General features: G+C 69.2%; 25 protein-coding genes. 13 read left to right on the forward strand and 12 right to left on the reverse strand.

The genetic code is table 11. From position 1 onward, the window contains the following. Nucleotides 1–39 precede the first annotated feature (39 nt). From QM619_RS06165 to QM619_RS06190, 6 genes are all read left to right on the forward strand, one after another. Entirely contained in the window at nucleotides 40–1,203 is a 1,164-nt protein-coding gene (locus tag QM619_RS06165) for an ABC transporter permease (RefSeq protein WP_415105467.1), read from the forward strand. A gap of 196 nt (nucleotides 1,204–1,399) precedes the next feature. Next, entirely contained in the window at nucleotides 1,400–1,771 is a 372-nt protein-coding gene (gene rpsL, locus QM619_RS06170) for a 30S ribosomal protein S12 (protein ID WP_020488528.1), read from the forward strand. Continuing rightward, nucleotides 1,771–2,241, forward strand: coding sequence for a 30S ribosomal protein S7 (rpsG, locus tag QM619_RS06175; RefSeq protein WP_415105470.1), 471 nt, complete (start codon nucleotides 1,771–1,773; stop codon nucleotides 2,239–2,241). The genes rpsL and rpsG overlap by 1 nt, the downstream gene beginning before the upstream one ends. Before the next feature lie 98 nt (nucleotides 2,242–2,339). Next, a complete protein-coding gene (gene fusA / locus QM619_RS06180; protein WP_415105474.1) occupies nucleotides 2,340–4,451 on the forward strand; it encodes an elongation factor G in 2,112 nt (703 codons plus the stop codon). A 134-nt stretch (nucleotides 4,452–4,585) separates the two neighbouring features. Beyond that, a complete protein-coding gene (gene tuf / locus QM619_RS06185) occupies nucleotides 4,586–5,779 on the forward strand; it encodes an elongation factor Tu (protein ID WP_415105477.1) in 1,194 nt (397 codons plus the stop codon). A gap of 195 nt (nucleotides 5,780–5,974) precedes the next feature. Beyond that, nucleotides 5,975–6,616, forward strand: coding sequence for a hypothetical protein (locus QM619_RS06190; protein ID WP_415105480.1), 642 nt, complete (start codon nucleotides 5,975–5,977; stop codon nucleotides 6,614–6,616). On the opposite strand, the gene QM619_RS06195 is transcribed toward QM619_RS06190, so the two are convergent. The 5 genes from QM619_RS06195 to QM619_RS06215 all read right to left on the reverse strand — a co-directional run bounded on the left by QM619_RS06195 (nucleotide 6,576) and on the right by QM619_RS06215 (nucleotide 11,657). Continuing rightward, nucleotides 6,576–7,637, reverse strand: a complete 1,062-nt coding sequence (locus tag QM619_RS06195; protein WP_415105483.1) for a hypothetical protein — start codon at nucleotides 7,635–7,637, stop codon at nucleotides 6,576–6,578. The two genes, QM619_RS06190 and QM619_RS06195, sit on opposite strands and share 41 nt — an antisense overlap. Continuing rightward, the gene (locus QM619_RS06200) at nucleotides 7,634–8,674 is read right to left on the reverse strand and encodes a permease prefix domain 1-containing protein (protein WP_415105486.1); all 1,041 of its coding nucleotides are present in this window, start codon (nucleotides 8,672–8,674) and stop codon (nucleotides 7,634–7,636) included. The genes QM619_RS06195 and QM619_RS06200 overlap by 4 nt, the downstream gene beginning before the upstream one ends. Further along, nucleotides 8,671–8,994 (reverse strand): PadR family transcriptional regulator, encoded by a 324-nt coding sequence (locus QM619_RS06205; protein ID WP_415105489.1) that lies wholly within the window; start codon nucleotides 8,992–8,994, stop codon nucleotides 8,671–8,673. Before QM619_RS06205 ends, QM619_RS06200 begins: the two co-directional genes overlap by 4 nt. Before the next feature lie 75 nt (nucleotides 8,995–9,069). After that, nucleotides 9,070–9,984, reverse strand: coding sequence for an SDR family NAD(P)-dependent oxidoreductase (locus QM619_RS06210; protein WP_415105492.1), 915 nt, complete (start codon nucleotides 9,982–9,984; stop codon nucleotides 9,070–9,072). Beyond that, nucleotides 9,981–11,657: a glutamine--tRNA ligase/YqeY domain fusion protein gene (locus QM619_RS06215; RefSeq protein ID WP_415105495.1), complete on the reverse strand. Its 1,677-nt coding sequence runs from the start codon at nucleotides 11,655–11,657 to the stop codon at nucleotides 9,981–9,983. Before QM619_RS06215 ends, QM619_RS06210 begins: the two co-directional genes overlap by 4 nt. A 143-nt stretch (nucleotides 11,658–11,800) precedes the next feature. On the opposite strand from QM619_RS06215, the gene QM619_RS06220 reads away from it, so the two are divergent. Both QM619_RS06220 and QM619_RS06225 read left to right on the forward strand, forming a co-directional pair. Next, nucleotides 11,801–12,292, forward strand: coding sequence for a hypothetical protein (locus tag QM619_RS06220; RefSeq protein WP_415105497.1), 492 nt, complete (start codon nucleotides 11,801–11,803; stop codon nucleotides 12,290–12,292). Nucleotides 12,293–12,343: 51 nt separating this feature from the next. After that, nucleotides 12,344–13,051: a M50 family metallopeptidase gene (locus QM619_RS06225; protein ID WP_415105500.1), complete on the forward strand. Its 708-nt coding sequence runs from the start codon at nucleotides 12,344–12,346 to the stop codon at nucleotides 13,049–13,051. On the opposite strand, the gene QM619_RS06230 is transcribed toward QM619_RS06225, so the two are convergent. Together QM619_RS06230 and QM619_RS06235 are read right to left on the reverse strand one after the other, a co-directional pair. Beyond that, nucleotides 13,002–14,786: a sensor histidine kinase gene (locus tag QM619_RS06230; protein ID WP_415105503.1), complete on the reverse strand. Its 1,785-nt coding sequence runs from the start codon at nucleotides 14,784–14,786 to the stop codon at nucleotides 13,002–13,004. The two genes, QM619_RS06225 and QM619_RS06230, sit on opposite strands and share 50 nt — an antisense overlap. 86 nt (nucleotides 14,787–14,872) lie before the next feature. Continuing rightward, a complete protein-coding gene (locus QM619_RS06235) occupies nucleotides 14,873–15,526 on the reverse strand; it encodes a response regulator (RefSeq protein ID WP_415105506.1) in 654 nt (217 codons plus the stop codon). 172 nt (nucleotides 15,527–15,698) lie between these two features. Here QM619_RS06235 and QM619_RS06240 point away from each other — a divergent pair, with 172 nt between their 5' ends. The 4 genes from QM619_RS06240 to QM619_RS06255 all read left to right on the forward strand — a co-directional run bounded on the left by QM619_RS06240 (nucleotide 15,699) and on the right by QM619_RS06255 (nucleotide 19,275). Continuing rightward, nucleotides 15,699–16,088, forward strand: a complete 390-nt coding sequence (locus QM619_RS06240; protein ID WP_415105509.1) for a hypothetical protein — start codon at nucleotides 15,699–15,701, stop codon at nucleotides 16,086–16,088. 171 nt (nucleotides 16,089–16,259) lie between these two features. Beyond that, complete coding sequence (gene gltX / locus QM619_RS06245) at nucleotides 16,260–17,651, forward strand: glutamate--tRNA ligase (protein WP_415105571.1); 1,392 nt, start codon at nucleotides 16,260–16,262, stop codon at nucleotides 17,649–17,651. Further along, nucleotides 17,648–18,367: an SDR family NAD(P)-dependent oxidoreductase gene (locus QM619_RS06250; protein ID WP_415105512.1), complete on the forward strand. Its 720-nt coding sequence runs from the start codon at nucleotides 17,648–17,650 to the stop codon at nucleotides 18,365–18,367. The genes gltX and QM619_RS06250 overlap by 4 nt, the downstream gene beginning before the upstream one ends. Beyond that, entirely contained in the window at nucleotides 18,364–19,275 is a 912-nt protein-coding gene (locus QM619_RS06255; protein WP_415105515.1) for a sucrase ferredoxin, read from the forward strand. The genes QM619_RS06250 and QM619_RS06255 overlap by 4 nt, the downstream gene beginning before the upstream one ends. 185 nt (nucleotides 19,276–19,460) lie before the next feature. Here QM619_RS06255 and QM619_RS06260 read toward each other — a convergent pair whose 3' ends face one another. The 5 genes from QM619_RS06260 to QM619_RS06280 form a co-directional block, all read right to left on the reverse strand. Beyond that, nucleotides 19,461–19,700 (reverse strand): helix-turn-helix domain-containing protein, encoded by a 240-nt coding sequence (locus QM619_RS06260; protein WP_415105518.1) that lies wholly within the window; start codon nucleotides 19,698–19,700, stop codon nucleotides 19,461–19,463. After that, nucleotides 19,700–20,464: a hypothetical protein gene (locus QM619_RS06265; protein ID WP_415105521.1), complete on the reverse strand. Its 765-nt coding sequence runs from the start codon at nucleotides 20,462–20,464 to the stop codon at nucleotides 19,700–19,702. Before QM619_RS06265 ends, QM619_RS06260 begins: the two co-directional genes overlap by 1 nt. Before the next feature lie 79 nt (nucleotides 20,465–20,543). Then, the gene (locus QM619_RS06270; RefSeq protein WP_415105524.1) at nucleotides 20,544–21,509 is read right to left on the reverse strand and encodes an XcyI family restriction endonuclease; all 966 of its coding nucleotides are present in this window, start codon (nucleotides 21,507–21,509) and stop codon (nucleotides 20,544–20,546) included. Further along, nucleotides 21,496–22,437: a DNA-methyltransferase gene (locus tag QM619_RS06275; RefSeq protein WP_415105527.1), complete on the reverse strand. Its 942-nt coding sequence runs from the start codon at nucleotides 22,435–22,437 to the stop codon at nucleotides 21,496–21,498. Before QM619_RS06275 ends, QM619_RS06270 begins: the two co-directional genes overlap by 14 nt. Nucleotides 22,438–22,552: 115 nt before the next feature. After that, nucleotides 22,553–24,232 carry an FAD-dependent oxidoreductase gene (locus tag QM619_RS06280; protein ID WP_415105529.1) on the reverse strand — a complete coding sequence of 560 codons (1,680 nt, stop codon included), beginning with the start codon at nucleotides 24,230–24,232 and terminating at the stop codon, nucleotides 22,553–22,555. Between the two features lie 145 nt (nucleotides 24,233–24,377). Here QM619_RS06280 and QM619_RS06285 point away from each other — a divergent pair, with 145 nt between their 5' ends. Next, on the forward strand, nucleotides 24,378–25,157 hold the full coding sequence (locus QM619_RS06285; RefSeq protein WP_415105532.1) for an IclR family transcriptional regulator: 780 nt from the start codon (nucleotides 24,378–24,380) through the stop codon (nucleotides 25,155–25,157). Nucleotides 25,158–25,160 lie beyond the last annotated feature (3 nt).

Below are 25,160 nucleotides of genomic sequence, written 5' to 3' on the forward strand. Positions count from 1 at the left end.
TGGTCGTGGCTGCGGGATCGGCTGCGTCCACTGGGGCTGATGGTCGGAGATGCCGCTGCTTCGCTGCTGTCTCGCCCGTGGCACGCGATCGGCATGATGTCGGGCATTCTGCTCGGCGTCGCAAGCGCCACCGCGGCCGTCGCGATCGCCGACACCCAACAGACCCAGATCGATCTGCGGTTCGACCTGCAACGCTCCAGCCACGTCGTGCTTTGGTCTCAGGCGCAGGCGCCGGACGGCTTCCCGCCCGAACAGGTGCTCCTGGTCGCCGGGCTGGAGCCAGTCGACGCCGTGGGGGAGTTCTCGCTGTGGAACACTCGGGCGTCGGTGACGCGTTCAATCGCGTCTCGCACCATCGTGGCGCCGGTCATCGTCGCCGATCCGGGGGGTCTGGACGCCAGCGAAACCACCACGCTGAGCGGAGCCACGCCCCGATTGCTGGCGGCCTCTGGCCGGCTTCCGCTGGCCTGGGTCGGCGTCCGGCTCGCCGCCGAGCTCGGCGTGGCGCCGGTCGGCGCCGGGGCGGTCGCCGCCGACGCCCAGGTGGTGGTCAGCGGGCGTCCGTTCAGCGTCGCCGGGATCGTCGCCAACCGTGCCGGATTCGACTACGTCGACGGTGCCGTCGTCATCGCTCGGGACGCCGCCGGCGACGTGCCGCTGGACGGTGCGGCGAACATTCGCCTGCTGGCCCATGTCCGGCCGGGTTCGGCGGCAGCGGTCGCCGACTACGCCTTGGCCGTCGTCGACCACGACCACACCCTGGCGCTCAAGGACGTCACTCCGCCCGACGGCGAACGGCTGCTCGGCGACGTCGCGGGCGATCTGCGCCAGGTCGGTGCCGCCCTCGGCGGTTTCGTCGGCCTGGTGGGGATGATCGCCATCGCCAATACGCTGATGCTGTCGGTGCACAACCGCAGCCGGGAACTGGGTCTCCGTTCGGCGATGGGCTGGAGCCGGCGCCGGATCGGCGTCCTGATCCTCACCGAGTCCGGCTTTGCCGGCCTGATCGCGGGCCTGACCGGTGCGGCAATCGGATTGGCCGCGGCAGCGCTCTGGTGCGCGTTTCAAGGCTGGGCGCTGGTGGTGTGGCCGGCGCTGCCGTGGCTGGCCACCATCGCAGGCATCGCGGCGAGCCTGGTCGGCGGGCTCATTCCCGCTCTGCGGGCCGCGTCGGTCACGCCCCTGACCGCGATGCGGTCGTGACCAATGCCGGGTCATCTTCTCCGGCCCGCTTTTTGCGCTGACGGACGGCAGCCGGTAACCTCGGTGGTTGTGTTCGGGCGACCGAACCATCGTGTGTGCCCGTCGCGACGGCAGATCGTCCGGCGACGTGACACCCCACAGCGAATCACGTTCGCCAGGACGTGCCTTCAACCACGACGGAAAGTGATACCAGCCGGTGCCCACCATCCAGCAGTTGGTCCGCAAGGGCCGCACTGACAAGGTCAGCAAGAACAAGACGCCCGCGCTCAAGGGCTCCCCGCAGCGCCGTGGCGTGTGCACGCGTGTGTACACCACCACCCCGAAGAAGCCGAACTCAGCGCTCCGCAAGGTCGCCCGCGTCCGGCTCTCCTCCGGTGTCGAGGTGACCGCGTACATCCCGGGTGTCGGGCACAACTTGCAGGAGCACTCGATGGTGCTGGTGCGCGGCGGCCGGGTGAAGGACCTGCCCGGCGTCCGCTACAAGATCATCCGCGGCTCGCTCGACACCCAGGGTGTCAAGAACCGCAAGCAGGCTCGCAGCCGTTACGGCGCGAAGAAGGAGAAGTAATGCCGCGCAAGGGCCCCGCACCGAAGCGCCCGGTCGTCGTCGACCCGGTCTACGGCTCGCCGCTGGTCTCCCAGCTGGTCAGCAAGATCCTGCTCGACGGCAAGAAGACCGTCGCGCAGAACATCGTCTACTCCGCTCTTGAGGGCACCCGGGCCAAGACCGGCGTTGACCCCGTGCAGACCCTCAAGAAGGCCCTGGACAACATTCGCCCTGCCGTCGAGGTGAAGAGCCGCCGCGTCGGTGGCGCCACCTACCAGGTGCCCGTCGAGGTGAAGCCCGGCCGCGCCACCACGCTGGCGATGCGCTGGCTGGTCAGCTTCTCCCGCGCCCGTCGCGAGAAGACCATGACCGAGCGGCTGATGAACGAGCTGCTGGACGCCTCCAATGGCCTCGGCGCCTCCGTGAAGCGTCGCGAAGACACGCACAAGATGGCCGAGGCCAACCGCGCCTTCGCCCACTACCGCTGGTGATCTGAGGCTCTCCGCCCCGCGGACGAATCCGTTCCGGGGGGAGAGCTTCTCGCCTGCCCGCCCACAACACAGAACCAGAGATCGAGGAAGTCACAAACGTGGCCATCAACGTGAACACCGACCTGGCCAAGGTGCGCAACATCGGCATCATGGCCCACATCGACGCGGGCAAGACCACCACCACCGAGCGCATCCTGTTCTACACCGGCATCACCTACAAGATCGGTGAGGTGCACGACGGCGCCGCCACGATGGACTGGATGGAGCAGGAGCAGGAGCGCGGCATCACCATCACGTCGGCCGCGACGACCTGTTTCTGGAAAGAGCACCAGATCAACATCATCGACACCCCTGGGCACGTCGACTTCACCGTCGAGGTGGAGCGTTCGCTGCGCGTGCTGGACGGCGCTGTCGCCGTGTTCGACGGCGTCGCGGGTGTCGAGCCGCAGTCCCAGACGGTGTGGCGGCAGGCCACCAAGTACGGCGTCCCCCGGATCTGCTACGTCAACAAGCTCGACCGGACGGGTGCGTCCTTCGACTTCTGCGTGAAGACGATCCGCGAGCGGCTGAACGCCACCGCGGCCGTGCTGCAGCTGCCGATCGGCGCCGAGGCCAACTTCATCGGCGTCGTCGACCTGGTCGGCCAGCGCGCGCTGACCTGGCGCGGCGAGACCAAGATCGGTGAGGACTACGAGGTCGAGGAGATCCCGGCCGACCTGGCCGACGCCGCCGCGACGGCGCGCGAGGAGCTCATCCAGGTGCTCGCCGACCACGACGACGAGTTCGCCGAGCTGTGGCTCGAGGCCGAGGAGACCGGCGAGGAGCTGACCGCGGAGCAGATCAAGCCGGCGATCCGCCGCGCCGTGATCGCCAACAAGATCACCGCGGTGATCTGCGGCACCTCGTTCAAGAACAAGGGTGTGCAGCCGATGCTGGACGCCGTCGTCGACTACCTGCCGTCCCCGCTGGACGTGCCGGCCATCGACGGCTTCAAGCCGGGCGACGAAGAGACCAAGATCGAGCGGCATCCGTCCAACGACGACCCGCTGAGCGTGCTCGCCTTCAAGATCGCCGCCGACCCTCACCTGGGGAAGCTGACCTTCGTCCGGATCTACTCCGGCGTGCTGAAGGCCGGCACGCAGGTGCTGAACAGCACCAAGGGCAAGAAGGAGCGGATCGGCAAGATCTACCAGATGCACGCCAACAAGCGTGAAGAGATCGAGTCGGTCGGCGCGGGCATGATCGTCGCGGTGATGGGTCTGAAGGACACCACCACCGGCGACACCCTGTGCGATCCGCAGAACCCGGTCGTGCTGGAGTCGATGGACTTCCCGAACCCGGTCATCGAGCAGGCCATCGAGCCCAAGTCGAAGTCCGACCAGGAGAAGCTGTCGGTCGCCATCCAGCGGCTGGCCGAGGAGGATCCGACCTTCCGCGTCCACACCGACGAGGAGACCGGGCAGACCATCATCGCCGGCATGGGCGAGCTGCACCTGGAGATCCTGATCGACCGGATGAAGCGCGAGTTCCGGGTCGAGGCCAACATCGGCAAGCCGCAGGTGGCCTACCGCGAGACGCTGCGGCGTGCGGTCGAGAAGATCGAGTACACCCACAAGAAGCAGTCCGGTGGCTCGGGTCAGTACGCCAAGGTGTTGATCAACCTCGAGCCGCAGGAGGCCGGCGCCGGCTACGCGTTCGAGAACGGCATCACCGGCGGACGCGTCCCGCGCGAGTACATTCCGGCTGTCGACAAGGGCATTCAGGAAGCGATGGCGTTCGGTCCGCTGGCCGGCTACCCGGTCGAGGACATCAAGGTCACCCTGGTGGACGGCGCCTACCACGACGTCGACTCCTCGGAGCTCGCCTTCAAGATCGCCGGTTCGATGGTCTTCAAGGAGGCCGCCCGGAAGGCCGACCCGGCCCTGCTGGAGCCGCTGATGGCCGTCGAGGTGACCACCCCGGACGAGTACCTGGGCACCGTCATCGGCGACATCAACAGCCGGCGCGGCCAGGTCCAGGGCATGGAGGAGCTGCACGGCAACCAGGTCGTCCGCGCGCTGGTGCCGCTGAGTGAGATGTTCGGCTACGTCGGCGACCTGCGCTCCAAGACCTCCGGTCAGGCGTCTTACTCGATGGAGTTCAGCCAGTACGGCGAGACTCCGAAGACGGTGGCCGACGAGATCATTGCGAAGGGTCGCGGCGGGGCCTGAGTTTGACTCTCCCGCGACCGTAGACAAGACTTGGTGGGTCCGCGCCCAGGGGGCGGGGACAGTGACCAGGGACATACACCCAACCCATACGACGCCGCGCGAACCGCGCGTGGCGACATCCAGAAGGAGCCTCAGTGGCAAAGGCCAAGTTCGAGCGGACCAAGCCGCACTGCAACATCGGCACCATCGGGCACATCGACCACGGCAAGACCACTCTGACCGCGGCGATCACCAAGGTGCTGCACGACAAGTACCCCGAGCTGAACGCGGTTTCGGCCTTCGATCAGATCGACAAGGCGCCGGAAGAGCGGCAGCGCGGCATCACCATCTCGATCGCCCACGTCGAGTACCAGACCGAGGCTCGTCACTACGCTCACGTGGACTGCCCGGGTCACGCTGACTACGTGAAGAACATGATCACCGGTGCCGCCCAGATGGACGGCGCGATCCTGGTCGTGGCCGCCACCGACGGCCCGATGCCGCAGACCCGCGAGCACGTGCTGCTGGCCCGTCAGGTCGGCGTCCCGGCGATCGTGGTCGCGCTGAACAAGTGCGACATGGTCGACGACGAAGAGCTCATCGAGCTCGTCGAGATGGAGGTCCGCGAGCTGCTGGACGCTCAGGAGTTCGACGGCGACAACGCTCCCGTGGTCCGGGTGGCCGCCTTCCCGGCCATGCAGGGCGACGAGAAGTGGGCCGAGTCGATCATCGAGCTGATGAACGCCGTGGACGAGTACATCCCGCAGCCCGAGCGCGAGACCGACAAGCCGTTCCTGATGCCGATCGAGGATGTCTTCACCATCACCGGTCGTGGCACCGTGGTGACCGGCCGGATCGAGCGCGGCATCGTCAAGACCGGCGAGACCGTCGACATCATCGGCATCGCCGAGAAGAAGCAGACCACCACCATCACCGGTGTGGAGATGTTCCGCAAGATCCTCGACGAGGGTCGCGCGGGCGAGAACGTCGGCCTGCTGCTGCGCGGCACCAAGAAGGACGACGTCGAGCGCGGCATGGTCGTGATCAAGCCGGGTTCGACCACCCCGCACACCGACTTCGAGTCCAACGTCTACGTGCTGACCAAGGAAGAGGGTGGCCGTCACAAGCCGTTCTTCTCCAACTACAGCCCGCAGTTCTACTTCCGCACCACCGACGTGACCGGCGTGGTTCAGCTGCCCGAGGGCACCGACATGGTGATGCCCGGCGACAACACCGACATGACCGTGCACCTGAACAAGCCGATCGCCATGGAGGACGGCCTGAAGTTCGCCATCCGTGAGGGTGGCCGCACCGTCGGCGCCGGCCGCGTCACCAAGATCCTCAAGTGATCTGACGGCTTCCGCAGGACCCCTCGCCCCTCGGGGCGGGGGGTTTCTGCTTGTTCGGACGCCTCAGGCAATCGATGTGACGAGGCCGCCAACATCTACTACAATATGTCGTAGATGATCGATCAGTGATCAGGCAATGCTGTCGACGGCGCCGGTCACATCCTTCGGGCAGCACTTCAGAACAGGAGTTCCAGCATGACGAAAGCCTCCGGCCCAGCTCGTCTGGTTGCCATCATCTGCATCATCTTCGGCCTGGTCGCCATTGGTGGCGGAGTCACCACCTGGGCCGTGGTGACCACACAGCTCTCCGCGGAGAACATCACCGTCCCCAAGGACTCGCCGCTGGTGCCCGGCGCCAAGGTGCAGGATCCGATCAGCGCCTACGCGCAGGCCGAGATCATCAATCACCACGCCCTGACCAGCAGCGGCGGCAAGACCTACGCCGAGCTCGGCGGGATGATCACCGAGGCCAAGAACGCCGGCGACAACGCGAAGGTCCAGGAGCTGACCAACACCCGCAACACCATGATGAACGCGTCCTTCTTGCGGGCGTCGCTGTTCACCTCGGTGCTCGCCTACGGCGTCTCGCTGCTGGTGATCGGGCTCGGCGTCATCTTCCTGCTGATGGGGTGGGCGTTCGGCTCGCTCGGCAAGCCGCGCGTCTGGCGTCCGCCGACCGGGTCTGATGAGCTGCGGTCGGGCCTGAGCTGGACCGTCGCTCAGTACCGCACCGCAAGGTGGCCGGGGAGATTCTCCCCGGCCACCTTTGTGTCTCACCCTGAGCGGGCGCGGCTGGTCAGGCCAGCCGGACGGCCTCCTGATCCGGCGCCGGAGTGAGCGGAGGCGCCGGATGTCGGGTTCGCCGGCCGAGGATCATGCTGACGAGTACCGGGAGCACGACCAGAAGGGTGTGCAGCTGGCCGAGCAAGGGGGTGGGGAGCGTCCAGCTGGGGTCGCCGAAGGTGTGCCTGAGTTCGGCGGTCACCATCGCGACCGGGGCCAGGGTGACCTGTTGCAGGAAGTGGATGCCGCAGCCGGCGGAGGCCAGCAGGATCAGTGAGGCACGCAGTCGGTAGCGGGTGTAGGTCATCGTCAGGTCGTGCTCGGATGGCGTCGCCGAGCGGCCGATGCGCGCAGGCTCCAGCCCGGAGGTCCAGAGCAGGGCGATCGCACACAGCAGGGCGACGTCGACGAGCAGTGCGGCGGCCATGCTCCACCCGACCCTGGATGCTGGGTTCAGCGGCTGGATGGTGGCGGCCAGACCGGTGCCCACGGTGAGGGCTCCGCTGAGCAGCGCCCAACCACGGGTCGTGCGGAGCCAGGGCTGGCGCAGGGCGAACTGCGCGACGGCGACTGCCATCACGATGGCGGCGACCAGGAACAGCAGGGTCGCCGGCGCGGTGTTCATGCCGGCCAGGCCGAGCGGCAGAGGCGGGAAGAAGGGGGCCAGTTCCCAGTCTTCCCAGCGGCCGAGGCACTCGTGAAGGGCGCCGTCGTCCATGCTGTCTCCTGCATGATCGCACGGTAGATCGTGCAGCAGGGTGGCCACGGCATAGGCCAGGGCCGCCAGGATCAGCAGCACCTCGGTGACCAGGAAGGGACGACGCGCCACGGTCACCAGGTCGCTCCCACGCAGCCAGCCCCGTGCGGCCCGGATGCTCCGGGCGACGGTGCGAGTGTCGCCCAGCCGTCCGATCGCCACCGCGTCGGCGCGTTCGGCGTCCATGCCGCGCCCGGTGAGGACTTCGCTGGACTCTCGCAGGTGGTCGCCGAGTTCGGCGACCACATCGTCCGCGCCGGGAACCCCGGTGAGCTGTCGGCGCAGGTCGGTGCGGTATTCCTCGATCGGATCGCTCATTGGGCACCTCCGGGGATCGCGAGTTCGGCGGGTTCTGCACGCGCCTGCGCGGCGTATTCGTCGAGGGTCACCGGGGGACGGGCGAAGAGTCCGACCAGCAGGCTGACGATCGCGCAGGCTGCGATCCATCCGGCGGTCAGGTAGCCGGTTCCGGGTGGGGTGTCCCAGTTCAGGTCACTGAGGCCGATCATCACCATGTACTCCGCGACGGCATGGGTGAAGCTCGGTGCGGACATTCCGAGCAGCAGCAGGGCGGCGCGCCACTGGGCGGCGGTGTAGCTGATGGGCGCTTGACCAGGCATATTGCGTACCCATCCGCCGGAGCCCTCATCGAGCGGAGCGATCACGGTGGCGACGGCGGCCAGTCCTACGCCGATGAGTACGTCCAGGGGCAGTGCGGCCGCAATCCCCAAATGCGGGTCGGTGGACGGGTCGAGGATTAGCCAGACGGTGTCGGCGGCCATCGCCAGGATGGGCAGGACGGGTGCGAGGATGGCCCAGCGCACCCGCCGACACCAGGGCTGACCGAGGCCGAGTGTCGCCCCGGTCAGGACCAACAGCAGGAGCCCGGCGAGGCGGAACAGGTCGGCGGCCGGGCTCCGTTCCCCAGCCTCGGGTGCGAAGGGGAACGCCCAGGAAGTATCCATCCGGGTCAGGCAGGCGTCCTGGATGGTGTCGGTGGTGATCGCGTCGCCGCCACAGGGCAGCCAGTGCAGGTAGATCGCCACCGCGGCCGCGCCGGCCGCCAGCATCAACAGCCCAGCGGCAAGGGTGAATATCGACCGGGACACCGGCGCGGGATCGCGGCCTCGCGGGTATCCGTGCTGGGCGCGCAGCCCGCCGACGACGGCTCCCGGCGCACCGAAGCGGCGAACCGCCTCGAGGGCCGCGTCGTCCGGTGTCGATCCGGACGCAGCCAGGGCGTCCGCGGTCTCGCGAAGATGGTCCTCGACCTCGGCGACCACCTCGTCGACATCGGTCACGCCGACGAGTCCGCGGCGCACCACGCGGCAGTAGTCGGCGATCGGGTCGGTCATCGCCGGTTCCCGGTGATCGATGCCACCGCGGCGGCGAAGCTGGTCCAGGCGCGATGCTCGTCGGCCAGTTGCCGGGTGCCGTTCTGGGTGAGCCGGTAGGATTTGCGTCGGCGTCCCTTGACCTCGCTCCAGCTGGCCGTGATCAGGCCGGCCTTCTCCAGCCGGTGCAGCGCCGGGTACAGGGTGCCCTCGGGGACGTCGATGATCGCGTCGCTGCGGCTGCGCAGTTCGTCGATGATCGCGTAGCCGTGCAGCGGGTTGTCGGCCAGGACCGACAAAATCAGGAAATCAAGGTGCCCCTTGAGCGCATCGCCCTTCATGCCCAGAAAGACTAGGCATAGGTTGTCTAGGTGTCAATGCGTGAGGGGTCTCGACACGCTCGACCAACGGCACGCTCAGCCCCGGTCGAAGGCGACTCCGGTGAGTTCTTCGGTGGCGTCCCAGAGCGCGGTGAGGGCCTTGGCGGAGCGGGCCGGACGGGGCAGGGGCGCCTTGCCAACTGGACCGGATGTGCCGAACAGGCCGATCGGACCGTAGTAGCCGCCGGCGGCGGCTTGCCGGCTGGCGGCGCAGAACACCACCGGTTGGGCGCCGTCCGCGGGGGATTGGATCGTCCGGGTGAGGCCGGCGAGGATGATGCCGAGCCGTTGCGTCGGCCCGTGTGGGAACAGTTCGCTCATCGCCCAGCCGGGATGCGCGGCGTGCGCGTTCAGGCCCCAGTCGCCGGCGGTACTGTGGCGCTGGAGTTCGCGGGCGAACATCACCATGGCGAGCTTGCTGTTCGCGTAGGCGCGCCGGGATGACCAGCGGTTGCGCAGGTCGAGGTCGGCGGGCTGGAGGTGGCCGTGCTTGGCCACCAGCGAGCCGAGGGCGACGACGCGTCCGCGGCTGGCGCGGCGCAGCGGCTCCAGCAGCCGTGCGGTCAACGCGAAATGCCCCAGGTAGTTGGTGGCCATCACCAGTTCGTGGCCGTCCACGCTCTCTTCGCGCTTCCGGGTGCCGCCGATGCCGGCGTTGAGGACCAGGATGTCGACCCGGCGTTCGGCGAAGCGATCCGCGAACGCGGCGACCGAGGAGAGGTCGGAGGTGTCCAGCGCGGCCACGCTGTGGGTGCCTTCGGGGTGTTCGGCGCGCAGTTCTTGGGCGACCGCCTCGCCCTTGGCGACGTCCCGGACGGCGAGCACGACGTCCGCGCCGGCCAGGCCCAACGCACGGGCGGTGGCCTTGCCGATGCCGCTGCTGGCGCCGGTGACGATCGCCAGGCGTCCCTTGCGGGACGGGATGGTGAGCGGCGTCAGGCGGTCTCTCACCGGGATGCCTGTCGTCTCTGGATCGCCGCCCATTCGTCGCGCAGGCCGACCGTGCGGTGGAACAGCAGCGGCTGTTCGGAGTCGTGGGCGAAGTAGCCGAGTCGCTCGAACTGCACCACCGCGCCCGGTTCGGTCTGCGTCAGGGCGGCCTCCAGCTGGCAGTCGGCGAGCAGTTCGCGGGACGCCGGGTTCAGGTCGTCCAGCGGTTCACCGGTCCGCTCGCCGGGCACGGACGCCGAGAACAGCCGGTCGTAGAGCGCGACCGTGCCTGGCACGGCGTGCCCGGCGGACACCCAGTGCATGGTCGACTTCACCTTGCGGCCGTCCGGCGCGTTGCCGCCGCGGGTGTCGGGGTCGTAGGTCGCGTTGACCTGGATCACGGTGCCGTCGGCGTCGGAGACCACGTCGGTGGCGGTGATCAGGTAGGCGCCGCGGAGCCGCACCTCGCGTCCGGGGGAGAGCCGGAAGAACTTCGGCGGCGGCACCTCGGCGAAATCGTCGGCCTCGATCCACAGCTCCCCGCTGAACGCGACCTCCCGGACGCCGTCCGCCGGGTTCTCCGGATTGTTGGCGACCTCGAAATGGTCCACCTGCCCCTCGGGCCAGTTGGTCAGCACCAGCTTCAACGGCTTCAGCACCGCCATCCGGCGCTGCGCGGTCGCGTTCAAATCGCGCCGCACATACGACTCCAGCGCCTCGATCGACTGCCGGCTGTTGGTCCGGGTGGTGCCGATGTCGCGGCAGAACGTCCGGATCGCCGACGCCGGGTAGCCGCGCCGGCGCAGCGCACGCAGGGTGGGCATCCGCGGGTCGTCCCAGCCGTCCACGACGCCGGTGTCGACCAGGGTCTTCAACCGGCGCTTGCTGGTCACGGTGTGGGTGAACTCGAGTCGGGCGAATTCGATCTGTTTGGGCTGATCGGACGGCAGCGGCAGCTGCTCCAGGTACCAGTCGTAGAGCGCCCGATGGGTGTCGAACTCCAGGGTGCAGATCGAGTGTGTGACGCCCTCGATGGCGTCCGACTGGCCGTGCGCCCAGTCGTAGGTGGGATAGATGTCCCAGCTGTCGCCGGTGCGGTGATGGTTCGCGTGTCGGATGCGGTACATCACCGGGTCGCGCAGCTGCATGTTCTCGTGCTGCATGTCGATCTTGGCGCGCAGCACACGGGAGCCGTCCGGGAACTCGCCGGCCCGCATCCGGCGCAGCAGGTCGAGGTTGTCTTCGACGCTGCGATCGCGGTATGCGCTCTCGATGCCGGGCTTGCCGAAGCCGCCGCGCTGCGCCGAGATGGTCTCGATGTCGGAGTCGTCGACGTAAGCCTTGCCCTGCTCGACCAGGTATTCGGCCCACTGGTACAGCTGTTCGAAGTAGTCGGACGCGTGCAGCACGCTGGTCGGCGTGTATCCCAGCCATTCGATGTCGGCGACGATCGAGTCGACGTACTCGGCCTCCTCGGTGTCGGGGTTGGTGTCGTCCAGCCGCAGATTGCAGACCCCGTGGAAGTCCTCGGCGACGCCGAAGTCGACCACGATCGCCTTGGCGTGACCGATGTGCAGGTAGCCGTTCGGCTCGGGCGGGAACCGAGTCTGGACGCGTCCGCCGTAGACGCCCTGCTGGTTGTCCCGCCGGACGATGTCGCGGATGAAATCGTTGGCGGCAACAGGCTCGGTCATGGCCGTAAACCTATCAATCGGACGCCCGGCGTACCGGCCGGACGAGGTCGGCGAGACCGGGCATCGGGATTCATAGCCGCAAGCCGGGTCGCCTCACAGCCGACCCACAGAGCCGAGCGTTTTCGTGGATGCAGGAGGACACGATGAGCACCAACTACCAGAACTACCCGGCCACCGGCACGGACGCCGTCGAGCGCTACCGCTACCTGTTGCGGACGGCGTCCCCGGACCAGATCGAGCAGGCCCACGCGGAGGCGTTCGCGAATCTCTCGCCCGACGAGCGGCGGGAGGTGTTGCGGGCGCTGGCCACCACCGACGAGGTGCCCTCGGATGATTCGCCGGCCGCGCTCGCGCGTTCGGCGACCCGATTGGAGGTGAGGCAGCCGGGGGCGTTGGACCGGCTGTTCGGCGGCCAGGGCAGCGGGCGCACCGTGCTGACCTCGCTGGCCGCCGGGTTCGCCGGCTCGGCCGTGTTCAACCTGCTGTTCGGCCGTCCGGGCGGACTGTTCGGCTTCGGGCACGGCTGGTTCGGTGGTCCGCCGCACGGCTTCGGCTTCGGTGGGCAGGGTTTCGGCGGTCCGGGTGGCTTCGGTGGCGGCCCCGGTGGCTTCGGCGGCGGTCCCGGCGGTCCATGACGAGCCCCCTTCTAGACTGGGCGCCGTGACCAGCCCAGCACAGCCCCCGGCATGACCCTGCTGGAGCGGCTGTGGGAGGGGCTGACCGGCGTTCAGCAGCCACCCTCGTCGGCGGCGATCTGGTGGACGGCGCTGGCGGTCGTCGCCGCGGTGGCGTTCCGCCCGGCATGGCGGATTCTGCGCCACCTGGTCACCATCGTGCACGAGGGCGGCCACGCGACCGCGGCCGTGCTGACCGGACGCCGGTTGCGCGGAATCAGGCTCCATTCCGACTCGTCTGGCGTCACTCTTAGCCAGGGTCGACCGCGGGGCTTCGGCATGCTCCTCACTCTGATCGCAGGCTACCTGGCGCCCGCGCTGTTCGGGCTGCTCGCGGCCGGCCTGTTGTGGCAGCGGCATGCTCTGGCGGTGCTGTGGGTGGCATTGCTGCTGCTCAGCCTGATGCTGCTGCAGATCCGCAACTTCCACGGGCTGTACTCGATGCTGGTCGCTGGCCTGGCCGTCTTCGCGGTGTCCTGGTGGGGCGCTGAACCCGTTCAGTCGCTGGCCGCCTACGGATTCACCTGGTTCCTGCTGCTCGCCGGGCCGGTCGGCGTGATCGACCTGCAACGCGCTCGGCGCGCCGGCCGCGCGCGGGGTAGCGATGCCGACCAGTTGGCCGGCTTGACCCGCGTGCCGGCCGCGGTCTGGGCGGGCGTGCTGTTCCTGCTCACGGTGGCCGCCCTGGTTGTCGGTGGCTGGCTGATCTGGCCGCGATAGCCGGCGGTGAGCTGTTCGCAGCACGCGACGTCACCCCGCGGTCGGATCCTCGCCAAACGAGCTCATGGCAGGCCGGGGTCAGCGACTGGACCGGGGCAGCGTCAGCCTGACCAGACCGTCGCCGGCGACCAGCCGTCCGCCGACGGCCTCGGCCCGTTCGCGCATCGAGGTCATCCCGACCCCCGGGCGTCCAGGTGCCGCCGATGCCGGGGTCGCGTACCTCCATCTGCCACCCGTCGTCGGTGCGGGTAAAGCCGAGCGTGGCCCGCTGAGCGCCCGAATGCCGGGCCACATTGGTCAGGGCCTCGACCGCGATCCGGTAGGCGGCGGCCTCGGCCGCCGCGCTCAGTCCGGCGACCTGACGCTCGCCCTCGAACTCGACCGCGATGGGCACGCCGCCGACGGAGCGCAAGCCGTTGCACCAGGTTCGCAGCGCCCCGATCAGGCCGAGTTCGTCCAGTGCCGGCGGACGGAGCCCCTCGACCAGTTGCCGCACCTCGACGATCGCCGCTGCGGCGTCCGCTCGCAGGTCCGCCAGCAGTCCGGCGGCGGCGGCCGGGTCGCGGTCGAGCAGATTGCCGGCGGCATCGGCGGTGAACACCACGCCGGACAGCAGCGGCCCCACGCCGTCGTGGAGATCGCGCCGCAACCTGCGGCGTTCGTCCTCGATGGCCGCCACCGCCTCACCTCGGGACGCGCTCACCTGTTCGGCCAGCAGTTGGGCGCGCACGGTGCTCGCGACGAGAGGCGCGACCAGGCTGACCACGCCCAGGTCGGCCCGCGACCAGGTGCGCTCGCCGGGTCGTAGGCCGATGACCAGGGTCGCCGTCCGGCCGGGGCCGACATCGAGCGCGAACTCGCTGAGGTGGGGCACCTCGGTTCCGCTGATCACCGGCGACCGGCCGGTCACGTCCAGTCGAACGAAGGGCAGCACCAAGGCCTCACGGATCGCGTCCAGGGCGTCGGCCAGGTCGCTGCCGATCCGGCCGGCGAACGAGGCCAACGCGCCGATCGGATCGGGACGTCCGCCGAACAGCATCCGCTCGAAGGAGCCATACAGCCAGCGACGCGCAGGGGCGACACCCAGGGCCAGCAGGGCGCAGACGGTCAGCACGGTGGAGGTGCTGAACGGCTGCCCGGTGAGCGCCTCGAGACCGAAGACCAGGGTCGAGGCGGCGGCCAGGAAACAGACGACCACCGCGACGGTCACGGTGATCGTGGTGACCAGCCAGCGCACGTCTACCAGTTCGGGTTCGACCACGCCGATCGTCATCGCCACCGGAATCAGCAGCGCCAGCAGGTACCCGACCGCCTCGACGGCGGCGCGATCACTGGAGGGAGCGACCGTGCCGTAGCCGAAGCCGAACAGACCGCCCGCAAGCAGAGCGAACACGACCGCGGCGATCATCCACTGCGCCGCGGAGCGATCGGCGGGCGTGGCCCGTTCGATCACCCACCAGGCATGACCGATCAACACGAAGGCGATCACGATGCCCAGCCCGTCGGCCGATTCCGGGCGCGCCAGCGCGACTGCGGCGCAGCCGGCGACCACCAGCAGGACCGTCCAGCCGACCAGCCGAGACCGTCCGGCCGCGAATCGGGGATAGCCGGCCAGGGCGATCGGGCCGAGCGCCAACCCGGCCACCGCCCTCAGGTCGACAGCGATACCGGCCGAGCGCAACCCCAACTCGGTCAACAGCACCGCCCCGGAGGCCGCCGTCGCAAGGCTCGTCACCCGGCCAGCATGAACCCGCCAGAGCACCCAGCCGGTGGCCAGGCATGCGATCGCACACAGCGCGATGGCAACCTGGACCGCGACGTTCATGGCCGGCCGAGTCCCTCGTCGCGGGCCCGGATGATCGCCTGGTGCCGGCCATCGACCGAGAGTTTGGCGAAGATCGACGACAGGTGGTTGGCGACGGTCTTCTGGGACAGGAAGAGCCGCTCGGCGATCATGGCATTTCGGAGTCCCGCGGCCACCAGGTCGAGCACCTCGCGTTCCCGCGGTGTGAGCTCGGGAAACGCCTCTGACGGTGCCGCCGCAGCGTCGGCACTGCTGAAGTGGCTGATCACCCGTTGGGCGACGCCAGGGCTGAAGATCACCTCACCGGCAGCGACTGCGCGGATGGCCCGGTCGATCTCCTGCTGGTCGGCGCCCTTGAGCAGGTAGCCGCGGGCACCCACCCGCATCGCGGCGAACACGGCGTCGTCCTCGTCGAGCATGGTCACCATGAGCACCGTCGTGGCCGGCACTGCGGACAGGACCGCACGAGTGGCCTCCAGGCCGTCCAGGCCGGGCATCCGGATGTCCATCAGCACCACGTCCGGCCTGGTCAACTGCACCTCGCGGACCGCGCTGATGCCGTCCGCCGCCTCGCCGACGACGGTATAGCCGGGCAGCGACTCCAGCAGCGAGCGCAGCCCACGGCGGACGACCGGATGGTCGTCGACCAGCACCACACGGATCGGGTCCACACCGGAAGTCTGGCACCCCGCGGCCGGGTCGGAGCGGGAACAACCTCCCATATCGGACAGGAGGATCGTCGGCCACGATAGGGAAGGAGAACCGATCCGCATCGACGCCAAGCGACCGAATGATCGAGGTGTCGGCAATCGGGCCGGCTCTCGCACACCGGAGGTTCTCCAGATGTCCACCACCACCAATACCCGCACCCCGCCGACCTGGACGACGACCAACCGCGTCGGGCTCGTGCTGACCCTGATCCTGGGACTGGGCAACGGTGCCAGCGCGTTCTTCCCGACCCCGGACGGCGAGGTCGGCCCGCCATTCGAGGTGCTGGTCGCCGACACCGTGCTCGCCGTCGTCGTCGTGGTGGGAGTGGTCGTCGCCTGGATGCGCGGCAGCCGGCTGGCGGCCAGGATCGCCGCCGGCTGCGCGATGCTGATCGCGATCTCGGCGATGCCGGCGTTCTTCGTCGAGGTGCCGCCCGTGGTCAAGGCACTGGCCGGCGCGATCACCCTCGTCACCGTGCTGGCCTGTGGCCTGATGCTCGCCCCCGCCAAACGGAAGGCCTGAGCGTTTGGGGGGCGCCGTGGATGGAGGGGGGAGGCGGCGTCGTAGATCCACCGGACCACCTCGTCGCCTTCCGGACGCGCCCGTTAGGCTGGTCCGGTTATGACCCAGATTCCCGCTCGCCTGCGCGTCGCGCCCTCGCCCACCGGGGACCCACACGTCGGCACCGCCTACATGTCCCTGTTCAACAAGGCCTACGCGCAGGCCACCGGCGGCCAGTTCGTGCTGCGGATCGAAGACACCGACCGGGCCCGCTACGTCGCCGATTCCGAGCAGCAGATCTTCGATACGCTGCGCTGGCTCGGCCTGCCCTGGGACGAGGGGCCGGACGTCGGCGGACCCTACGCCCCCTACCGGCAGTCGCAGCGGCTGGACACCTATCGGCCGTTCGTCGAGCAGCTGATCGAGTCCGGTCACGCCTATTACTGCTGGTGCTCGACCCAGCGGCTGGCCGAGTTGCGGGCCGAGCAGCACGACGCGAAGGCGTCCGTCACCGGCTACGACCGGCTCTGCTACGGCAAGACCCGCGACGAGCGGGCCGCGCTGCCCGGCTTCACCGAGACCCCAGTGGTGCGGATGCTGATCCCGGACGACGCGCCGCTGAGCTTCACCGACGTGATCCGTGGCGAGGTGAACGCGCCGCGTCCGGACGACCAGGTGATTCTCAAGGCGGACGGTTTCCCGACCTACCACCTGGCGGTGGTGGTCGACGATCACTTGATGGGCATCACCCATGTGGTGCGCGGTGAGGAATGGATCAGTTCCACCCCGAAGCACATCCTGCTGTACCAGTTCCTGGGGCTGACGCCGCCGGCGTTCGCGCACATGCCGCTGCTGCGCAACACCGACAAGTCGAAGATCTCCAAGCGCAAGAACCCGGCCGCTCGGCTGGTCTGGTTCCGCGAGCAGGGCTACCTGCCGGAGGCGCTGCGCAACTTCCTGCAGTTGCTCGCCTACCCGCCGGTGGGGGAGTCGGAGGTGGCCACCTTCGAGCAGTTCGTGGCGGCGTTCGACTGGGCCAAGGTCAGCACCGTCGGCCCGATCTTCGACCTGACCAAGCTGAACTGGCTGAACGGCGAATACATCCGTGCGCTGGCGCCGGACGAGCTCGCCGCCCGGATCGTCGAGCACCTGCGGTTCAGCGGTGAGTGGACGGCTATCGACCTGGCGAAGGCGGAGCTGCTGCGGCGTGCGACGCCGTTGATCCAGGAGCGGCTCGGGGTGCTTTCCGAAGCGTTGCCGAAGCTGGAGTTCCTGTTCACCGCGGACGTCGACCTGGTGGTCGCCGACGACGCACGGGCGCAGCTGGGCGAGAACGCCGGTGTCGTGCTGGACGCGTCCATCGCGGCATTGGAAGCTCTGGAGCCATTCGCCGCGGACGAGATCCAGGCGGCCTTGCGGGCGGCGCTGGTGGACGGGCTCGGGCTCAAGCCGCGGTTCGCGTTCGGCCCGGTGCGGGTGGCGATCACCGGTTCGCGGGTGTCGCCGCCGCTGTTCGAGTCGATGGAGCTGCTCGGCCGGGAGTCGAGCCTGACCCGCCTGCGGGCGCTGCGGGCAACGCTGTGAGCGTCGTCGCGATCTTCGGCGGACGTTCCGAGATCGGTCTGGAGATCGCCGCCCGGCTGGCCGCCGGGAACACGGTGGTGCTGGCATCCCGTCCCGGCGGTGAGCAGCCCGAGGTGGCAGGCGCCGAGCGGGTACTGCACGTGGGCTTCGACGCCGACGATGTCGCCACCCATGCGTCCGTGGTCGAGGCGATCGAGGCCGAGACCGGCCCGATCGACATCGCGGTGCTGACCTTCGGCATCCTCGGCAACCAGAAGCTGGCCGAGGCCGACTCGGCCGAGGTGGTCCGCATCGTGCACACCGACTTCACCGCGCAGGCGTCGCTGCTGACCGTGCTGGCGGACCGGCTGCGGGCTCGCGGCGCCGGCACGCTGGTGGCGTTCTCGTCGGTGGCCGGGCAGCGGGTGCGGCGTCCCAACTACGTCTACGGCTCGGCCAAGGCGGGTCTGGACGGTTTCGCGTCCGGAATGGCGGACGCCCTGCACGGCTCCGGCGTCGACCTGGTGATCGCCCGTCCCGGCTTCGTGATCGGACGGATGACGCAGGGCATGAGCCCGGCACCGTTCTCGTCCACCCCGGATCAGGTTGCCGAGGCGGTGGTGAGACGGATTCGGGACGGCGGCCCGGTCGAGGTCTGGATCCCCTGGCAGCTGCGGGTGTTGTGCTTCGTCGCCCGCTTCGTACCCCGCGCGATCTGGCGGCGGATGCCGCGATGACCTGCTCGGTCATCTGGGACGACACCGGTCTTCCGGCCTGGGGCACGGCGCCCCGAGCGGCGTTCTGGGTGGCCGTCGAACAGGCCGGACCGTGGGGTGCGAAGGCGTTCACCCAGTCCCGGCTGGACCCGGCGATCGGTGCCGCGATCGAGGCCGCGGCGTTGGCTGCCGGCGGGCGAGCACTGCTGATCCGGCGTCCGATCGCCCGGGGTGAGCAGGCCGACCGATCGGCGCGGCAGGTCTATCTGGCCGGTGGTTTGGCGGGACGTCCCTGGTTGCTGGCCGGGCAGGTCAGTGAGCCTGCTGAGGTGCTCAGTCTGCCCTGGGGTGAGCTGGCCGGCCCGGATGCGGTCGAGGTGCTGCGGCGGGTGGATTGGCTGGCGCCCCTGGCCGAGGGCGTGTTGCTGGTCTGCGGAAACTCCAAACGCGACCTGTGCTGTGCCCAGCGCGGGCGTCCGATCGCCCTCGAGTTGGAGCGGGAGCATCCCGGCCGGGTCTGGGAATGCACCCACACCGGCGGACACCGGTTCGCGCCCACCGGCGTCGTGCTGCCGTCCGGTCAGTCGCTGGCCCGGCTCACCGTCGAGGTCGCGCGGGCGGCGCTGGACGCCGCGGACGCCGGACGACTGGCGCCGGCGACCTTCGGACCTTGGCACGACCGCGGACGGGGCCACCTGACACCGGTCTGCGCGGTGGCCGAGGCACACGTCCGTGAGTTGACCGGCGAGACCGATCCGGCCGCGCTGGCCGCTGTGGATTCCGGTGACTCCACGGTCGAGGTCAGGCACAGCGACGGCCGGGTCTGGACGCTGCGGCTCGCCCTGCAGGACTGCCCCGAGCAGCTGGCCGAGTCCTGCGGCAAGGCAGCCGTCACCGCACGCTCCTGGTCGGTGCTGGCGGTCAGCTGATCGAATGTGGCGGATCGCTCGTCGATCGGCGACCGATTTGCGGGCCGATTCGCGGGACCAGGCTGGACGACCCCGGAATCGGTCGCTGATTCACGAGCGACCAGCGCGTTCTCGAAGGGCGGACGGATGTGCGGATCCGAGACGGCGCTGGTGGGGCCGCTGGGCTGCATCGCTACCGTTGGACATCACCGCAGCGGGGCGTCCGGTCGGATCGTCAACAACTCACCCACCTCGCACCCCAGTGCGTCGCAGATCGCGGTGAGCGTGGAGAACCGGATCGCTCGTGCCCGGTCGTTCTTCAGCACCGACAGGTTGACCAGGCTGATCCCGACCAGCTCGGAGAGCCTGGTGAGGGTCAGGCCTCGCTCGGCGAGGAGTTCGTCCAACCTGCAGTGGACGCGCCCCGCGTCGTCCTCGGGCGGCATCAGACCAAACCGGCGGTGTCGGTCTGCATCCGTTCCCCGGCCCGGAAGGCCAGCCCAAGCACGGCCAGGCCGAGCGCGACGGCGAACGGCGTCCAGGGGAACATGATGCGGAATGTCGCCGGCTCCGGCCAGCCGAGATAGCTCAACTGGTCACGGGTGACCCCGGTCTTCGGCCACGGCGAGGTTTCGTCGCTGCCCCATCCTTGGATTGCGAGCGCCTCCTGCCCGGCCAGGTCGGAGCCGATGGCGTTGACCAGCGCGTACAGCAGCGTGCCCACGAACAGGATGGCCGCGACGCGGAACAGCGGGCGCGAGAGGTCGGTGAACGGCTGTCCCGACCGCAGGTTGCGAGCCAGCCGGCGCATCGTCCAGGCGATCAACACGATGACCGCCGCCTGGATGGCCGTGCCTGCGGCGAGCGGCAGGCGGGCCTGCCAGGAGAGTCCGCGGAGTACCAGGGTGGCTTGATCGACCCCGCCGGAGAGGATCGTCGCCGGCGGCTTGTCCACCACCACACCGGGCACGATCACGTCGGGCGTCCGAACCACGAGCGGCACGGAGACGGTGGTGTAGTCACCACTCAACGAACCGGCGATCGTCAGGCCGGCACCGATGACCGTGAACACGATGACGACCAGGCAGGCGATGTCCACGAACCGGACCAGGCGAGGCCCTGGATTCGCCAGGCTTCGGGTCATCCGGACCAGACCCCAGACCACCAGCCCGGCGAAGATCGCCAGGATTGCCATGCCTGAACCAGCCATCGGAGACTCCTCTGTTATCGACAATCGATAGGTTAATGATTAACGATAACTCAATCCGATGGCGAGTCAAGGTGCGTCGCTAGATGCCCATGGCCGAGATGGTGTGGTTCACCAGCTTGTCCCAGGTGGTTCCGGATTGGGCCAGGACCTCTTCGACGTCGAACCACTGCCGCGTGGTGGGCGACTCGCCGCGCAGCACGGCCATGTTCGCACCGGCCAGCGAGATCACCGTCCAGAAGTCCTGTGCGCCATCTCGGTGGGCCTTCCGGTGACTCTTCTCGGCCTCACCTGCCCGGTTGTGCACGTTCGACTGGTCTGTTCCGCCCTTGATCTCGATCGCTGCCTTGACGATGGTGGCGCCGTTGACGACCTCTTTGATCACCACATCGGGATCGGCGGCTAGCTGCAGGGTGACGTCGCGGCCCGAGGAGTTCCGGGCGGTGATCGAGTGGGCCGTCTCGCTGAACTGGACCTTCTGCTGCCGAACCACCTCTTTCAGAGCGTCGAAGACTCCGGCGGTGGCCTCGCGTCCGATCAGATTCCGCCAGGAGCCGTCCGCCTGAGCGCCGAGGGTGAGCAGCGGAAGCTGGTCGATGTCCATCGCCAGCGAGGACGCCGGCAGCGACTCGAGCAGGGTGCCGAGCGAGAGATTCAGCGCGGTGCACAGGCCGCCGATCAGCGGCGCGACCGTGTTCCGGAGGGTGTTCCGCTCTTCCATCGCCTTGAACGCCGACAGGCCGGTCGCGGACGTGTAGAAGCGTTTCTGGGAGATGCCGAGCAGCAGCCGGTAGTACCCCAAGGCGCTCGGAGTGTGCCGCAGAATGCTCGGAGTCGCGAACACGAGCTCGTCGCGCACCGTGGTGCCTTGCAGCGCCCGCAGCCCGGCGGCCGGCGCGTACTGCGCGATCTCGCTGCGGAGAGTGGCCGGCGCAATGGCTGCGGCCGCCGTCTGGATCGCCTGGTGCAGCACGCGCGCCCGTGACCGGTCGAGGAAGGTGTGGACGTAGATCTGGCGTGCGGGAGGCGGAAGGTCATAGAGCGGCATCCGAACCAGCCTCTCCGCTGTCGTCGGGGGTGATGTCGACGAAGCCGGCCTTGGTCAGGCGCCGGGTGGCCATCGTGAGGTACTCCGGGTTGAGCTCGATTCCGATGAACCGCCGGCCGAGCGACCCCGCGACCAGCGGCGTGGTGCCCGAACCGACGAACGGATCGAGCACCAGGTCGCCGGGCTCGGAGGCGATCGTCACGCACGGTTCCACCAACGTCGGCGGGAAGGTCGCGAAATGACCGGAAGCCTCGCGGAATGCCTGCGTCTTGATCGGCCACACCGTCCGCAGCCGCCGTCCGTTCGGGCCGCGCACGGCGTCCACATCGTACTTGTAGCCCTTTTCCCGCTTCGAGAAGAAGAACACGAACTCGTGGGAGCGGGTCGGCCGGTCGCGGACGCTTTCGGGCTGGGCGTTCGGCTTCTCCCAGATGATGTCGCTGCGCAGATACCAGCCGCGTTCCTGCAGGGCGAACGCGAGCCGCCACGGCACCCCGATCAGGTCCTTCGGTTTGAGCCCGTCCGGGGTGGCCGGACGCAGCGACATGGCGCGGGCGACGTTCTTGCGGTCGGGTGCCCGCCAGGTGCGACCGCCGGAGGTGTAGGAGTCGCCGATGTTCAGCCAGAGCGTGCCGTCGTCGCGCAGCACCCGCCACACCTGGTCGAAGAGCTGCGCGAGGTGATCGATGAAGTCGTAGACCGACTCCTCGAGGCCGACCTGGCCGTCGATCCCGTAGTCGCGAAGGCTCCAGTAGGGCGGCGAGGTCACCACCGTCTGGACGCTCTGCGCAGGCATCGCCGACAGCACCCCGAGCGCGTCGCCGAGGATCAACGAGCTTCCCTCGACCGCGTCCGCATAGCCCCGGCCCAGGGTGTGCTCGTACCGGGCGAACCGCGGCGCGCGGAGCGGGATGAGGCTGTCGTCCATCGAATGAACCTCTCGGGAGATCGCCGGCGGCGGGTGCCACCGGGCTTCCCCGAATGCTAAACGCCCCCACCGACAGAACTCGGCACCCGCGCGAGGGGTCGGGGGCCGAGCCGTTCTACGGTCGGCTCGTGGTCCCGAGTTCGCGGGCTGCCCGGGCCACGTCGGCGCGGAAGTCGGCGACCTGGCGGTCCACCTCGGTGGTGCTCAGGCCCGACTCGGCGACGAGCAGTTCGCCGATCCGGGCAGCTGCCTGGGCGGCTGCGGCGGCGTGCAGGAAGCGCGCCGGGATGCGCCGGGTGAGGATGTCGGAGACGGTGCGGGCCATCTCGTGCCGGATGGCGAACACCACTTCGGCCCAGAGGTAGGGCAGTTCGGGGGCGATCGGTTCGGCCAGAGCCGGGTCGGCCAGCGCGATGTCCTCGACGAACCGCGCCTCGGTGCCGTACCGGCCGGAGAGATGGGCGAACCGGCCGCCGGTGGCCTCCACCGCCTCGGCGTCGAACCCGGCGCCGCCGACGATCGGGGCGTGGGTCGTCCGGCAGCGCTGCTTCACTTCCAGCAGGTCGCAGACCTTGTCAACCGCCTGTTCGGCCATGGACCGGGACACCGTCAGCTTGCCGCCGGCGACTGTCACCATGCCGTCGGCGACGGTGATCTCGTGCTCGCGGCTGAGCTCGGCGGTGTCGCCCTTGCCGGTGTCGATCAGCGGACGCAGCCCGGCCCAGGTGCCGGTCACGTCGTCCATGGTGAGGTTGGTGGTCAGCGTTTCGTTCAGCGATTCGAGCAGCAGTTCGGCCTCGTGCCGGTTGCAGCGGACGTCGTCCGGGTCGCCGTCGTAGGGGGTGTCGGTGGTGCCGATGTAGCAGTAGTCGCCCCAGCGGACGACGAACGCCCGGCCGCCCTTGCCGCGCAACCCGCCCAGCATCGGGAAGACCAGGGTGGACTGGCTGCGTACCTTCTCCCACGGCACCACGACATGGACGCCCTTGGCCGGCCGGATCCGGCTGTGATGAGTGGCTTCGTTCAGTGTGCTGACACCGTCGCTCCAGACTCCGGCCGCGTTGACCACGACCCGGGCCTGGACGGTCCGCTCGGTGCTGCTGCCGTCGGGATCGGTGACGATCAGGTGGGCGGTGCGTGGTCGTCCGGGCCGGAACGGTTCCAGCTCGGCCAGCCGGCAGTAGTTGGCCAGCATCGCGCCGTGCAGGGCGGCGGTGCGGGCCACCGAAACCGTGAGCCGGGCGTCGTCGGTGCGGGTGTCGAAGTAGAGCAGTCCGCCGATCAAACCCTCCGGTCGCAGGGTGGGGCAGTGGGTCAGGGTCTCGGCGGCGCCCATCCGGCGGTGCAGCTTGCCGATCCGCCAGCCGCCGACCGCGTCGTAGGCGACCAGCAGTGCCCGGAACGCCTGCGCCATCCGTGGTCCGAACACTGCCGATTCGCGGTAGATCGGGAACAGGAACGGCAGCCGGCTGACCAGATGCGGCGCCCGTTCGTACAGCCGTTGCCGCTCCAGCAAGGAGTGATAGACGATCCGGAACTCGCGCTGCTCGATGTAACGCAGCCCGCCGTGGATCATCTTCGACGAGGCGGACGAGGTGCCGCAGGCGAAGTCGCCGCGTTCCACCAGGCCCACCCGCAGGCCGCGCAGGGCGGCGTCCAGGGCGACGCTGACTCCGGTGATGCCGCCGCCTACGACCAACACGTCCAGCGGTGCCGCGGTCATCGCGTCCAAGGCGGTGTCTCGATCGAACGCCACTGGGGCGGTCTGGTTGGCGACGACGTCACGTGCCCGCATCTGCTCCTCCTGCATCTCCGCGCACGGACCAGCGGGTCCGCGCCGACCGGACCATGATGCGCCGGTGCCGTCGGCGGTGGCAGCCGAATGACACGGCATGTCATCGGGGGTTGTCCGGCTCGGGAGGGCTGCAAAGAATGGCCTCATGGCGCCGGAGGAACGCATCCCGACCGTGCTCCGGCATGCCTTCACCATCCTGACCGCGGTCGGCGAGGCGGGGCCGTCCGGCGCGGACGCCGTGGAACTGCACATTCAGACCGGGCTGAACATTCGCACCGTCTATCGCCATCTCGCCTCGCTGCGCACGCTCGGCATGATCGCCGGCGCCGGGGACGGCACCCGCTACCGGCTCGGGCCGGCCATCGCCGGGCTGGCGCAGAACGCGTCCGATCAGCGCGAATTCCTGCGCAAGGCCCGGCTGTTCGCCGAAGAGTTGGGGGAGCGGACCCAGGAACCGGTGCATGTCACCGTCTACGACCAGGGCACCGCGGTCACCGTCGCCAGCGCCACCAGGGAGGCGATCATCCGGCAGAAGTCGCCGCCGATCGTGGTCGGCTCGCGGCGTCCGGCGCATGCCAGTGCCAGCGGCAAGATCTTCCTGGCCGCCAATCCGTCTGCCCTGCAGGCCTACGCGGTGCGTCCGCTGCAACGCTTCACCCAGTACACGATCACCGATCTGCACGCGCTGGAGGCCGAATGCCTGGCCGTCCGCGCCCAGGGCTGGTCGGAGGATCGGCAGGAGTTCATGCTCGGCGTCACCTGTATCGCCGTGCCCGTGTACGGCATGAAGGGACGCGCGGTCGGCGCACTGGTGGTGTCGACCAAGTACCCCCGGCTGACCACCGCCCAGCGCAACGGGCTGCTGCAGGCGCTGCAGCCGGCGGCGCAGGAATTCACCGCGGCGATCGGTGGCTCGGCTCCCTGACCG

This window comes from Micropruina sp. (genome assembly GCF_047606665.1).
Lineage (GTDB): Bacteria > Actinomycetota > Actinomycetes > Propionibacteriales > Propionibacteriaceae > Micropruina.